Source organism: Rubrivirga sp. S365 (assembly GCF_032248475.1).
Classification (GTDB): Bacteria; Bacteroidota; Rhodothermia; order Rhodothermales; family Rubricoccaceae; genus Rubrivirga; species Rubrivirga litoralis.
This window is the reverse complement of sequence record NZ_JAVTTN010000001.1, coordinates 3,175,173-3,188,380: the sequence shown is the minus strand read 5'-3', so window position 1 is coordinate 3,188,380 and position 13,208 is coordinate 3,175,173. Positions and strand designations below refer to the sequence as shown.

General features: G+C 73.5%; 11 protein-coding genes. 3 read left to right on the top strand and 8 right to left on the bottom strand.

The annotated features are described in order from the left end of the window. Nucleotides 1-197 precede the first annotated feature (197 nt). The 3 genes from RQM47_RS13910 to RQM47_RS13900 all read right to left on the bottom strand — a co-directional run bounded on the left by RQM47_RS13910 (nucleotide 198) and on the right by RQM47_RS13900 (nucleotide 3,374). Nucleotides 198-518, bottom strand: a complete 321-nt coding sequence (locus tag RQM47_RS13910; RefSeq protein WP_311665687.1) for a DUF3240 family protein — start codon at nucleotides 516-518, stop codon at nucleotides 198-200. An 87-nt stretch (nucleotides 519-605) separates the two neighbouring features. Beyond that, nucleotides 606-1,565: a sodium-dependent bicarbonate transport family permease gene (locus RQM47_RS13905; protein WP_311665691.1), complete on the bottom strand. Its 960-nt coding sequence runs from the start codon at nucleotides 1,563-1,565 to the stop codon at nucleotides 606-608. A 333-nt stretch (nucleotides 1,566-1,898) separates the two neighbouring features. Beyond that, nucleotides 1,899-3,374, bottom strand: a complete 1,476-nt coding sequence (locus tag RQM47_RS13900) for an NADP-dependent isocitrate dehydrogenase (RefSeq protein WP_311665693.1) — start codon at nucleotides 3,372-3,374, stop codon at nucleotides 1,899-1,901. A 185-nt stretch (nucleotides 3,375-3,559) separates the two neighbouring features. On the opposite strand from RQM47_RS13900, the gene RQM47_RS13895 reads away from it, so the two are divergent. Next, nucleotides 3,560-4,966 (top strand): IS30 family transposase, encoded by a 1,407-nt coding sequence (locus RQM47_RS13895; protein ID WP_311666072.1) that lies wholly within the window; start codon nucleotides 3,560-3,562, stop codon nucleotides 4,964-4,966. Nucleotides 4,967-5,325: 359 nt separating this feature from the next. Here RQM47_RS13895 and RQM47_RS13890 read toward each other — a convergent pair whose 3' ends face one another. Next, nucleotides 5,326-6,408, bottom strand: a complete 1,083-nt coding sequence (locus tag RQM47_RS13890; protein WP_314009339.1) for a hypothetical protein — start codon at nucleotides 6,406-6,408, stop codon at nucleotides 5,326-5,328. A gap of 68 nt (nucleotides 6,409-6,476) precedes the next feature. Continuing rightward, the gene (locus tag RQM47_RS13885) at nucleotides 6,477-7,226 is read right to left on the bottom strand and encodes a carbonic anhydrase family protein (RefSeq protein WP_314009338.1); all 750 of its coding nucleotides are present in this window, start codon (nucleotides 7,224-7,226) and stop codon (nucleotides 6,477-6,479) included. A gap of 462 nt (nucleotides 7,227-7,688) precedes the next feature. On the opposite strand from RQM47_RS13885, the gene RQM47_RS13880 reads away from it, so the two are divergent. Next, nucleotides 7,689-8,189 (top strand): DinB family protein, encoded by a 501-nt coding sequence (locus RQM47_RS13880; RefSeq protein ID WP_314009337.1) that lies wholly within the window; start codon nucleotides 7,689-7,691, stop codon nucleotides 8,187-8,189. Between the two features lie 31 nt (nucleotides 8,190-8,220). Here the strand turns inward: RQM47_RS13880 and RQM47_RS13875 are convergent, their stop codons facing one another. The 3 genes from RQM47_RS13875 to RQM47_RS13865 form a co-directional block, all read right to left on the bottom strand. Next, nucleotides 8,221-9,048, bottom strand: a complete 828-nt coding sequence (locus RQM47_RS13875) for a sugar phosphate isomerase/epimerase family protein (RefSeq protein WP_311661741.1) — start codon at nucleotides 9,046-9,048, stop codon at nucleotides 8,221-8,223. Further along, nucleotides 9,045-9,713, bottom strand: a complete 669-nt coding sequence (locus RQM47_RS13870) for a hypothetical protein (RefSeq protein ID WP_311661743.1) — start codon at nucleotides 9,711-9,713, stop codon at nucleotides 9,045-9,047. The genes RQM47_RS13875 and RQM47_RS13870 overlap by 4 nt, the downstream gene beginning before the upstream one ends. Nucleotides 9,714-9,789: 76 nt before the next feature. After that, the gene (locus RQM47_RS13865; protein WP_311661744.1) at nucleotides 9,790-10,899 is read right to left on the bottom strand and encodes a hypothetical protein; all 1,110 of its coding nucleotides are present in this window, start codon (nucleotides 10,897-10,899) and stop codon (nucleotides 9,790-9,792) included. A 217-nt stretch (nucleotides 10,900-11,116) separates the two neighbouring features. Between RQM47_RS13865 and RQM47_RS13860 the strand changes: the two genes are divergently transcribed. Continuing rightward, nucleotides 11,117-13,039 (top strand): dynamin family protein, encoded by a 1,923-nt coding sequence (locus RQM47_RS13860; protein ID WP_314009336.1) that lies wholly within the window; start codon nucleotides 11,117-11,119, stop codon nucleotides 13,037-13,039. Nucleotides 13,040-13,208: the final 169 nt, after the last annotated feature.

Below are 13,208 nucleotides of genomic sequence, written 5' to 3'. Positions count from 1 at the left end.
AGACTACGAACAATCTGTCACGACACTAGGCAACCGCCCCGCCCTGGCCTTCGCGGGCGGGGTGGGCATGGCCGGGCTCCGTCTCACCGCCCCGCCTGGGCGCAGGGCGGGCGGGAACCTGCTCGGCGCCGCCCCGGCGTTGCATGCAACGCCGCTACCCGGGGCGGGGCGGACGTCCCCGGGGCAACCCCGAGCCCCTACGCCCGCTCGTTGTGCGGCGCGTACTTGCTCCCGCGCAGGACCTCGACGTCCTGGAGGTAGACGATGACCGAGTGGTGCGCGAAGTAGCGCTCGGCCACGTGCTCCGCGATCCGCTCGGCGACCTCCGGCGGGACGACCGTCTCGACCTTCACGCTGGGCACGCCCGGCACGCCCGTCCTCGCCCCCCTGGACCCTTCGCCCTTGACGTCAGCGATCGTGTGGCCGGTCGCCCCGAGCGTGTGGAGCGCGTCGAGGAGCCGGTCGCGAACGCTTCGCTCGGCGACGATCGTGACGAGCCGGTAGGTGACGGTCTGCATGCTCGGGGGTACGGGGTACGAGGTACAGGGTACGGACGCCGAACGAGCGCCAGAAGCCGTACTCCGTACCGAGTACCCGGTACCGACCTACCCGCCCCACCACTGGGCCAGCGTGAGGTAGAGCGGGATGCCGACCGTGAGGTTGAACGGGAAGGTGATCCCGAGCGAGGCCGTGAGGTAGTACGCGGGGTTGGCCTCGGGGAGCCCGACGCGAATCGCCGCCGGCGCCGCGATGTACGACGCGCTCGACACCATCGCCCCCAGCACGGCCGCCCCGCCCACCGAGAGCCCGACGGCGAGCCCGACCCAGACGCCGAGCGCCCCGTGGACGACCGGCATCAGCACGCCGAAGGCGACCAGGAACGGGCCGACGCTCTTGAGGTCGCGGAGCCGCCGCGCCGCCGTCATGCCCATGTCGAGGAGGAAGAGCGTGAGCGCGCCCTGGAAGCCGGCCACGAAAAACGGCGCCACCTTCTCGGTCCCCTCCACGCCCGCGATCCACCCGATGACGGTCCCGCCGACGAGGAGCACGATGCTCCGGCCGGTCACGACCTCGCGGAGCGCCTCCTGCCACGACCCCGCCCGGTCGCCGCGCGCGTACGCGATGAGCAAGCCCACGATGATGGCCGGCACCTCGAGCACGGCCACGAGCGCCGGCATGAACCCCTCCGACGGCACGCCGGCATAGGCCGCGACCGCCTGCGCGGCGATGAACGTGACGGCTGAGACCGAGCCGTAGTGAGCCGCGAGTGCCGCCGCGTTCGTCCGGTCGAACCGGCCCAGCCGGCGGAGCACGTTGTAGGCGATGACCGGCGTGAGCACGCCGAGCGCGAGCGTGCCCAGCACCGGCCCAGCCACGTCGCCGAGCGGCGTCTCGCTGAGCGCCACCCCGCCCTTGAGCCCGATCGCGAGCAGGAGGTAGATCGAGAGCGCCTGGTAGAGCGGCTCCGGGATCTCCAGGTCGCTCTTGACGGCGACGGCGACGGCGCCCAGCACGAACGCCAGGACAACGGGCGAGAGCAGGCTGGCGAGAAGGACGTCGAGCACGGGCGGGCAGAAGGGCGCCCGAAGCTACCCCGCCCCGCCCGCGCCCGTCTCGACGTGACGGCGAATGGCAACCGTCGTGGCCCCGCGACCAGCGGCACCCGTAGGGACACGGCTCGCCGTGCCCGGGTCAGACAGGACGCCGGCCACCCCGCCCGAGGTGCCGGCGGGGCGGGGCGGTGGACCCTGCCGACCATCGCTTGCGAGCGGGCGGGGCGGGGTGGCGCGGTGCCCTGCTGCGACTCGTAGGGACACGGCGCGCCGTGTCCGAACCGAGCGGGGCGGCGCCCAGGAACCACCCCGCCCCGCCCACACTCGGTCACGGGCGGGGCGGCCCTACTCGCCCTGCGCGAGCGAGTACGCACGCTCGCCGTCGAACGTGTACAGGTTCTCCGTCTTGATCACGTCGAACCCGGCCTCGACGAGCCGGCCCTGGAGCGCGACCACCTGGGCCGGCGTGGCCGCCTCGTCCGTCGCCACGAACCGGCAGCGCCAGTGGTCGGTCCAGAACGTCTCGGGGAGGCCGTCGGGGTAGACCTTCACGCCGCGGTTCGTGATCAGCTTCAGGCGGAGGCCGTCGCCGTCCTGCTCGCTCAGGCGGCCGCCGAGCACGTCGGGCACGCGGCCGTCCTCGTCCCAGTCCAGGAACACGTCGACGCCGACCAGCGCCTTCTCGACGCGCGCCGTCGGGTGGACGTCGACGTGGACGCCGGCCTCGCGGTACTCGACCGGCTTGAGGTGCTTCGGGCGCTCGCCCAGCCGCTCGATCACGGCGTCGGTGAACTGCTCCGTCGAGACCTGGCGCTCGCTGGCCTTCGGGCGGTAGATGTCCGGCGTGTGGATGCCGGCCTCGAGCGTCGCCAGCCACGCGTTCTTGATCGTCTCGGCGTGGCGCGGCATCCCTAGGTGGACCAGCATCATGACCGCTCCGTTGAGGAGCCCCGACGGGTTCGCCACGCCCCGCCCGGCGATGTCCGGCGCCGAGCCGTGGATGGCCTCGAACATGGCGAACGAGCTGCCCACGTTCGCCGAGCCCGCCACGCCGACCGAGCCCGAGACCTCGGCGGCGATGTCGGAGATGATGTCGCCGTAGAGGTTGGGGGCCACGACCACGTCGAGCACCTCGGGCCGCGCCGCCACAATGGCCGCGCCGATGTCGATGATCCGGTGCTCGGCCTCGATCTCGGGGTACTCCGGCGCGATCTCGTCGAACACGCGGTGGAACAGCCCGTCCGTCAGCTTCATGATGTTGTCCTTCGACATGCACGTCACCTTGCGGCGGCCATGCGCGCGGGCGTACTCGAAGGCGTAGCGGACAATCGCCTCCGACCCGGGCCGCGTAATCAGCTTGAGCGTCTGGTAGACCTCGGTCGTCTGGCGGTGCTCGATGCCGGCGTAGGTGTCCTCCTCGTTCTCGCGGATGATGACGAGGTTCATGCCCGGCTGGGCCGCGGCCACGAACGGCGCATAGCTCTTGTTCGGCCGCACGTTCGCGAACATGCCGAGCGACTTGCGGAGCGTCACGTTGAGGCTCTTGTAGCCGCCGCCCTGGGGCGTCGTGATCGGCCCCTTGAGGAGCACGCGGTGCCGGCGGATGGCGTCCCACGTCTCGGGCGCGATGCCCGACGTGTGGCCGTTGAGGTAGGCCGCCTCGCCGACCTCGATGGTGTCGTAGCGGAGCGGCGCCTCGGCCGCCTCCAGGATGCGGAGCGTGGCCTCCACGATCTCCGGCCCGATCCCGTCGCCGTACGCCACGGCAATCGGAACGGGCTCGGTGGCGGTCGTCGGGGGCGGGGTGGCGGCGTCGGGCATGCAGATGCGGGGTGGTGCGGTCCGCATCCTACGCAGAACCGGGCCTGCCGGAGCCGCCCCGCCCCGCGAGCGTCCGGTGAATCGTCGCCCGCCCCGCCCGAGCGCCCGCCGCCGGCCTCTCAGAGACTGTTTGGTAGCCCCCAGATTCAACCGGTCGTCGCAACACCCTTGAGGAGGGATCTGCGATGAGCACTCGGACGCGACACCCTGACAACACCGGACGTCCTCCACTCCATTCACCCGGGCGGCCGCCGGTCGGGCGCCGCTCGCACCGATTACGGTTCTGGATTGCCATCGCGGACGGGCAGTCCAGCGTCGACGCCGCCCGTAGCGTGGGCGTCTCCCCGGCCGTCGGGGTCCGATGGTTCCGACACGCTGGTGGCATGCCCCCGACACACCTCGCACCCTCTGCCCCAGCACTCTCGGGGCGCTACCTCTCGTTCGCCGAGCGAGAGGAGATCGCGCTGCTGCGCGCGCAAGGCCACGGCGTCCGCGAGACCGCGCGCCGGATCGGCCGGGCAGCGTCGACGGTCTCGCGAGAGCTCCGTCGCAACGCAGCCACGCGCAGCCGGTCGCTCGCCTACCGTGCGACCACAGCCCAGTGGCACGCCGACCGATCGGCCGCGCGCCCCAGGCCAACGAAGCTGACCACCAACGCCAGGCTGCGCGCCTACGGGCTGGACCACCTCAGCGGAGCTGTCGCCTCGCCGAGCGGGGCCGAAGTCCCGGGACCGGCGGTGGAGTGGAAGGGACGGCGACACGGACGCCGCAAGCCTCGGCGCTGGGCGCAGTCGTGGAGCCCTGAGCAGATCGCCGCGCGTCTGCGGGTCGACTTCCCCGACGACCCGTCGATGCGCATTAGCCACGAAGCCATTTACCAGGCGCTCTACGCCGATGACAGCCGACCGAGTGGGCTGGCGCGCGAACTGACGGCATGCTTGCGAACCGGGCGGACCCTGCGCGCGCCGCGAGCCCGGACGCGGGGGCGTGGCAAATCGTTTGTCTCACCCGAGTTGCTCGTCCGCAACCGCCCACCGGAAGCGGCCGACCGATCGGTGCCGGGTCACTGGGAGGGCGACCTCATCCTCGGACTCGGTAGCTCAGCCATCGGCACGCTGGTCGAGCGCACGACGCGGTACACGCTCCTGCTCCCGCTTCCTCGAATGGACAACCACGGGTCCGCGCCGCGCCAAAAGAACGGTCCGGCCCTGGCTGGACACGGCGCCGAGGCCGTCCGCAAGGCAGTCGCGCAGGCGATGGATCCACTGCCAGACCGGGTCTGCCGCTCGCTGACGTGGGATCAGGGCGCCGAGATGGCGCAGCACGCCGAGCTTCGGGAGCAGACCGGCTTGCCCGTGTACTTCTGCGATCCTCGCAGTCCGTGGCAGCGTGGGACGAACGAGAACACGAACGGTCTACTGCGTCAGTACTTCCCGAAGGGGACCGACCTGAGCACGCACAGCGCGGCGGAGCTGGCGGCGGTAGCCTTAGCGCTCAACACTCGTCCCCGCAAGACGCTAGGCTGGCGTACACCAGCCGAAGCGATGGACGAGGCCTTACGACCACCACCGACCGTTGCGACGACCGGTTGAATCTGGGGCCAACTCTGAGCCTCCACCCAACGGGGGGAGGTTGGGAGGGGGGACTAGGGCGGCCACCCCGCCCGAGACGCCCGCTCGGCGTCCGTCCCCCACCCCGCCCTTCGGGTCCGGTCCTTCCTCGGCGGGGGAGGGAGACCCTCTACTACGCGCTCTGAAGGTTCGCTGTGCACCCGCCCCGCCCCAGCGCCCACTACAAAGTCCCCTCCCCCGCTGGGAGAGGGACAGGGCGGGGACACGGGCGGGGTGGCGAGCGCCTCGCGAACTCAGCGATCTCGTGTACCAAACAGGTTCTGGGGGCGGGGCGGTCCGTGCGCCACCCCGCCCGGGCGGGGCGGTCTGGCCCCGGCCGCTCAGAACGCGAGCTGGCCCTGCAGGATGACGAGGTGGGCGTCCGGGAGCGCGGCGCCGTCGCGGTACTGGTAGGCCAGCGTGAGGCGGGCGCGGTGGTACGGGCCGCGGAGCGCGCCGCTCGGGCTGTAGCTGAGCCCGGCCGTGAGGTAGTCGTCGGCGTCGGCGTCCGTGTCGGCCCAGAACCTCTCGGCGCGGGCGAACGCCTCGCCGTGGTCGAGCACGCGGACGGCCCCGAGCGCCGAGAGGCCGACGGCGCTCTGGCCGCCCCGCCCGTCGTCGGCGTACCGGAGCGCGAGGGCGTCGAGCTTGAGGCGGACCGGCTGGTTGCCCGGCACGGCCCCCCAGTACAGGTGGGCGCCGCCCGTCGTGTAGCTCCGGCCGCCGGCGCCGCGGTCCGTCCGCTCCGGGCCGGCCGCGTTGAGCCCGGCGAACGCGCCGACCTCGACGCCGCCGCCGACCTGGTGCGACGCCGCGGCCGACACGGCGAGCCCTGACGTCTCGGGGCCGCCCGCGACGTCGGGGTTCGAGATCCCCTCGCGGACGTTGCCCGCCGCCGGGTTGAGCGTGCCGGCCCCGTTGTGGACCGTGAGCGTCGCGAGCGTCCGCCCGCGGGCGACCGTCACGTCGACGCCCAGGTCGCGTCCGTCGCCGCCGACCGTCCCGGCCAGCCACCGCTCGGCGACGACCGCCCGGTCGACGGCGTCGATGAGGAAGTACGGCGTGAGGATGCCGCCGCGCGGCTGCGCGACGGGGAAGTAGCCGGCCCGGGCCTGCACGCCCTCGGCGAGGGCCACGAACGCGAACAGGTCGACGCTCTGGACCCGCCCCGCCCCGCCGTCGACGTCGTACTCGACGCCGGCGAGGTCGCGGTACAGCACGCGGACCTGGAGGCGGGCGCGGCGGAGGCCCGCCCCGTACCGGACCTCGTCGTCGCCCTCGGCGTCCTCGACGCCCACGCTGGCGCGGGGCTGAATGCCGCCGGAGACGACGAGGTCGAAGTCGGGCGCGAGCGGCGCGCGCTGGGCGCTCGCGGGCGGGGCGGCGAGCAGAACGACGAGGGCGGCGGCGGCGGAAAAGCGCACGGGCTGTGATGCAGAGCGGCCCGGAGCACGAACGTGCGCTCCGGGCCGCAGGAGGAAGGGCGGGGCGGTTAGCGGCCGATGGTCTCGGACGTGAGCATCGAGTCTTCGAAAAACTCGACCTCGCCCGTCGCCACGTCGTGCATCGCGCCGATCACGATGAGGTCGCCCGCCTCGACGAGCCCGTGGAGGACCGGACTCCGCTGGACCACGTTCTGGACCTGAATATCGACGTTCTCACGGGCGACGGCGTGGACGAAGTCCTTGTTGGCCGCCGTCCGCGGCCCCTCGATGTCGTTTACCGAGTAGATGGCCGGGGCGATGTGGGCGAGCGTCGCCGTCAGGTTTCCCAGTTGGACGTTGTCGCAGGCGCCCTTGACGGCCCCGCAGTCGGTATGGCCGAGGACGACGAGCAGCTTCGCGCCGGCCACGGCCGAGGCGAACTCGAGCGAGCCCAGCATGTCCGTGTTGACAAAGTTGCCGGCGATCCGGGCCGAGAAGATGTCGCCGACGCCCTTGTCAAAGACGATCTCGTGCGGGACTCGGCTGTCGATGCACCCGAGGATCGTGGCCATCGGGTACTGGCCGCCTGCCGTCTGGCGGACCTGGTCGAGAAAGTCGCGCGATACGGCCTGTCCGTCGACGAACCGTTCGTTGCCGTCTTTGAGGCGCTGGAGCACCTCCATCGGCGTGAGCGCATCCTGGCTCTCCGCCGTCAGGGCGATGGCTGGGTCGTAGTCGTAGGTCGCGACTTGGGCCTCGGTCGAGGCGCAGCCAAGGAGAAAGAGGGCGGAGGCGAGGGGAAGGAGTCGGGAAGTCATGGGTCGGGGAGGGCGGCGCCCGCGTACAGCGGACGCGTAGATCGAAGGCCGGGGGGAGCGAGTCGCTCACCCGGCACGGGAGCGGGGTGGGGGGAGGCCGGCACGCAGCGCCGGCCGGCCGACCTACTCCGGGGGCGGGACGGCGGGCGCGGCCATCCACACAGGCGCCGCTCGGCGCGCACTGGGCGGGGCGGGGTGGGCAGCAGGACCCACCGCCACGGCCGGGGCGCCGTGGAAGGCCTCCTCCTCCGCCCCGCTCTCGGCCGGGGTTTCGGAGGCGTGCGCGGTCCCGTGGACCTCGACCGCGGGTGGAGCGTCGGGCCACACCGTCGCCGCTCCGCCCGCGAGGGCCAAGGTGGCGAGAGCGAGCAAAGACGTCCACCATGACATGCGTGTGAAAGTCTGCCCGCTCTTGGCCCGTTCCCCCGGCGGTCCGCCTTCTTCCCTCCTTTGCATACGCTCGTGCCCGCCCCGCCCCGCTCCCTCGCCTCCGATGACCGCCTCCGTCACGAGGTGGCGGCCCTGCTCCAAGGCCGCCAGGCCCACGTCGACGCACGCACCGCGCTGGGCGGCGTGCCTGCCGACCGCGTCGGCGACCGCGCGGGCGGCGAATACTCCTTGTGGGAGCTGCTCTGGCACCTCCGGTTTACCCAGGCTGACATCCTGGAGTTCGTTCGGTCCCCCGGCTACCGCACCAAGGACTGGCCCGCAGACTACTGGCCCGACCGCCCCGCCCCGCCCCACGGCTCGGAGTGGGAGGCGACTCGGCAGGCGTTCCTGGCCGACCTCGACGCGCTCGTCGCTCTCGCCGAAACGGGCGACCTGTTCGCCGAATTGGACCACGCGCCGGGCTACACGCTGCTCCGCGAGCTGCTCCTGGCCGCCGACCACGCCGCGTACCACCTGGGGCAGGTCGTCGCGCTCCGCCGGCGGCTCGGGCTGTGGCCGCCGGACGAGCCGTGAGGCGGTGGGCGGGGCGGCTCCGTCCGCGTCGCTACGACCGCCCCGCCCCCGCGGCGGCCCGCGTCGCCGTCCGCGCGAGGCGCACGAGCGCCGTCGCCGCGGCCAGCCCGTGCTGGGCGGGCGGGGCGGGGAGGGCGTCGAGCACGAGGGGGCCGTCGAACCCGGCCGCCGCGAGCGCCGCCAGCTGGTCCGCCCACTCTGCGGCGCCCTCGCCAGGCGCCGCCTCGGCCCACCCCGCCCCGCCGGGCGGGACGGCCCCGTCGCGGACGCCGACACAGACGACATCGACGCCCGCTCCGAGGAGCGCGTCGAGTCCGGCACCCGGCGCCTCGCCGGCGGCGAGCGCGTCGGACGGGCGCCAGTCGGCGCCGACGGCCTCGTGGCCGGTGGCGCTCAAGAGGGCGGCGAGCGCGGCGCCCGTCTCCAGCCCCGTCCCCGCCCCGTTGCGGACGGCGAGGCGGACGCCGCGCGCGCCGGCCACGTCGCCCGCGCGGCGGAGGGCGCCGGCGGCTACGTCGGCGTCGTACGGCCCGCCCTCGCCGCCCAGCGCGCCCGTGCGGACGACGCCGCACCCCAGCCGGACCGCGAATGCGGCTGCCTCGTCGAGCAGGGCGAGGTCGTTTAGCCACCCCGCCCGCGCCGACCACGGCCCCTCCAGCACGCCGGGGTCGACGGCCACCACCGGGAGGTCGGCCTCGTCCAGGCGCCGCCGGGCCGCGGCCTCGTTTACGAACGGCACGCGGTCGCCCACGCCGCCCACCGTCCGCAGCGAGACGCCCTCCAGGCCCCACAGGAGCGTGTAGTGAACGGCCCGCTCCAGGTTGGGCGTAACGACGTCGGGGGTCCAGGCGGGTGTCATGGGGCGGGCGGGGTGGGTACGATGGGCGGGGCGGCGGCTCGCTCCAGGACCGCCCGAACTACGCGAGCGGCGAGGTCGGGGGCGTCGGCCGGAACGCGGGTGACGGGGACGCCGCCGACGACGTCGGGGACCGCCCCGCCACCCACGACGACGACGGCCGCGACGGCCGGGCGCGGCCACAGGGGCGAGCGGAGCGTGAGCGACACGCCTTCGCGGGCGCTGTACGTCCCGGGCCACAGCGCCACACGGACGGTCCGCTCGGGGACGACCTCGACCAGGGACAGGGCGACAAGGACGCGGGCCGCCTCCAGAACGTCGGCCGCCGCCGCCTCGCTCAGATTGGCCGCGACCACGACGAGTTCGGACGCTCGGCTGGGCACGCGGCCCGGCACGAATCCGCCGACGAGTGGGGCGCCCACGCCGGTCTCGAACAGGTCGCCGGCGAGCGGCGTCACGCCCGCGGCGCGGAGCGCGCGCACGGCGACGGCGCGGCGCGCGGCGGGTGACGGGGCCGCCGCGATCGAGTCGCGAAGCGCGGCGACCGCGGCGGAGTCGGGGGCGACTGTGCTCGGAGGGCGCACGGCGCTCTCCGACCCCGCGCACCCGGCGGCCACGAGGCATGCCGCCAGTGCGAGGGCGAGCGGGGCGGGGCGGGGTGAGGGCATGGGCAGGGGGTATAAAAAGAGGCCGCCCCGCCCAAGCGGGACGACCTCTCAAGGTCGGTCAGAGACCCTTAGTCGATCATTCGAAGCCGACCGTGAGGCCCGCCGTGAAGCCGACCGACGGCTTGATCGAGTTGGCGCCACCGATCGGGTACCCGAACTCGGTGTACTCGTCCAGCACCGCGCCCTTCACGAAGAAGGCGGCCGGGAAGCTCGGCGGGGTGATCCGGAGGTACGGGGAGACCGTGCCGGCGTGGCTCCCGATCCCCCTCGTGTTACCCACGTCGAGGACGGTCGGGTTGTTGAGCCGCGTCTGGATCTGGAGCGCCGCGCCCAACTCGAAGACGCTGATCTTGACGCCGGCGCCGAGCAGCATGTTCAGGATGTCGTCGTCCTGGTACGTGGACTCGTCGAAAGCCGTGTTCTCGTCGTTGTCGGCGTCCTGGAGCATGTAGTAGTCGATCCCACCGAACACGCGGAAGTGGTCGCTCGGAACGTCGAAGTCGGCGCCGAAGAAGATGGCGTCGCGGCCGCCCGACGTGGCCAGCTCCGTGGGCGGGACAACGGGACCAAAGGGCGTGTCCACCGCGGCCCCGAACTCGCGCGCGTCGCCGAGATCGAAGATGTACCCGCCGTGGAGGCCGACGACGCGGCCGCGAGCCGATCCGAAGACCTTGAGGCTCTGGAGCCCGAAGCTGCTCTCGATGTCGTCCGCGAGGAGGCCGCCAGCGGCGTCGTCGCGCTCGAACTTGTTCTTCGCGAGGTTCAGCTGGGCGCCGCCGCCGAGCTGGAAGACCGGGAAGCTCACGAAGTTGATCTGACCGCCTACGGTCAGCCGCTGCGTGACGATGTCGCCGTTCGTGCCGGCGACCTGGAGCTCAGCGTCCTCGCCCCGGGTGTCCCAGACGTCGTCGACCTGACCGTACCCGTATGTCACCCACAGCTTGATGGGCGCCACAGCGGACGGCGTGCCGAACGCGTACGTGTCCTGCGTGATCGAGCGGGGCGTCTCGGCCTCCTCGTCCTGAGCGAACACGCCGTCGGAGACGTCGGCTGGTGCAGGCGTAAAGGCGGCGGTGTAGACGGAGTCGGAGGGGACGTCCAGAACCGGCGACACTGAAGCGTCGTCGGCTGGGGCGCCGAGGGCGAAGGTTCCGGCGAGAAGGCCAGAAAGTAGCACGTTCGTCATGAGGGGGCCTCGGAGTCGAGGGAAGTCGGGGGGGACAGGAACAGGAACGGCGTGGAGCGGCCGGTGTCCTGTGGGGGGCTCCTAAGCGGCCCGAGCAAGGCGGTTCCGCCGGTGACCCCCGGGGGACAGAGTTTCGCCCTCTCAGGCGCTCTTATAAAGCCAGGGGCGGGCTCCGCGTACCTTCTTCGTGCACGCTCCCCACTCATTTCCCACTCGTATGGACTCCCCGGCCCGGTCCGCCCACGCCTTCCTCGACCGCGAACGGGGCCTTCTCGCCGCGCTCGGCGCGCTCCTCGACCGCGCGGCGGCCCCCGAGCCCACGCGCCGCCGCACCCACGACCTCGCGCAGTCGCTCGACGAGCTGTTCCTGCTCGTCGTGGCCGGCGAGTTCAACGCCGGCAAGTCGACGCTCGTCAACGCCTTGTTCGGGCGGCGCGTGATGGAGGAGGGGCCGGTCCCGACGACCGACAAGATCACGGTCCTCCGCTACGGCGAGGCCGACGAGACCCACCGCCGCGGCGACTTCGTGACCGAGCGGACGGTGACCGCCCCGCTCCTCGAAGGCCTCGCCCTCGTCGACACGCCGGGCACCAACTCGATCGTCCTCGAACACCAGGCGCTGACCGAGGACTTTATCCCGCGCGCCGACCTCGTCCTGTTCGTGACGAGCTACGACCGGCCGCTCTCGGAGTCCGAGCGCCAGTTCCTGACGTACGTCCGCGGCGACTGGGGCAAGCAGCTCGTCGTCGCCCTCAACAAGGCTGACCTCGCCGACACCGAGGCGGCGCTCGCCCAGGTCGTGGCCCACGTGCAGGACGGGCTCCGCGGCCTGCTCCGCGAGACCGACGACGGTGAGGCCCGCCGCCCCGCCCCGCAGGCGAGTCCGGGCGCAACCGCCCCGCCCGAGCGGAGGTCCGGGAGCGGCGCCGGGCGGGGTGGGGGAGAGGGCGGGGCGGTCCCGCTCGTGTTCCCGGTCGCCGCTCGGCTCGCGCTGGCCGCCAAGCTCGACGCCGCCCCGCCCACCGCGTCCGACGCGGGCGGGGCGGGCGACGTGCGGACGGACCCGCGGTGGGAGGCCAGCCGCTTCGGCCCGCTCGAGCGGTTCCTCACCGAGACGCTGACCGACGACGCCCGGCTCGCGCTCAAGCTGGCCGCCCCGCTCGACGCCACGCGCGCGCTCGTGGCCGACGCCCGCGCGCGCCTGGAGGCCCAGCGCGGCGTGCTCGCGGACGACGAGGCCGGGCTGGCCGCGCTCGACGGCCGCTTTGCCGAAGTCCGCGACGCGCTCTCCGAGACCGTCGGGCGGGCCGTGGCCGACGTCGACCGCGAGCTGCTGGAGCTCGAAACGCGCGGCGTCCGGTTCCTCGACGACGCCATCCGCGTGTCGCGCCTCAACCTGCTCCGCGACCGGAACGCGTTCCGCGAAGAGTTCGCCCGCCAGGTCACGCGCGACGCCGACCGCCGCGTCGAGGCGCGGCTGGGCGAGGCCGCCGACGCCGTGCTCCGCCGCGTGTTCGAGCTGTGGAACGAGACCTACGCCCGCCTCGCCGACCTCCGCCGCGACCGGACGACGGACGGCGGCGGGTTCCTCTACGACCGCGACGAGGTGCTCCGCGACGTGCTCCGCGAGGCGCGCCGGACGGTCGACCAGTACGACATGCACGAGGAGGCCCGGCGCCTGCTCGAAAACGCCCGCGCCGCGATCACCGTGGGCGGGGTGACGGCGGCCGGCATCGGCACGCTGGCCGTCGTCCTCATCGCGGCCACGGCGTTCGACGTGACGGGCGGGGTGGTCCTGGCCGGCGCGCTCGCCACGCTCGGGTTCGTCGTGCTCCCGGTCCAGCGGCGCCGGGCCGTCCGCGACTTTACCGACCGCGTCCGCGCCCTCCGCGCGGACCTGGAGGCCGGGCTCCGCCGCGAGCTCGACGCCGAGGCCGACGAGGCCGTCGGGCGCGTCCGCCGCCTCGTCGAGCCGGTCGCCGAGGTCGTCGCCGCCTCGCGGACTTCGCTCGACGCGGCGCTCGACGAGGCCGACCGCATCACGGCCGAGGCCGCCGCCCTCCGCGCCGACGTCGAGGCCGCCTTCGGGGCGCCGCTGGAGTCGGTGGGGCAGCTGGCCAGTGGGTCGGGGAGTCGGTGAATCAGTGGGGCGGTGGGCCGCCCCGTCCGTGGTGCCGCCCCGCCCGTAGTGCCATCCTGTAGCGTCGTTGCATGCAACGACGCGACGCCGACGCCGGCCGTTCGCAGGCGGGGCGGGGTGGTCGAGCGCCGACCACGTCGCCACCCCGCCCGGACACGCCGCCGCCCCG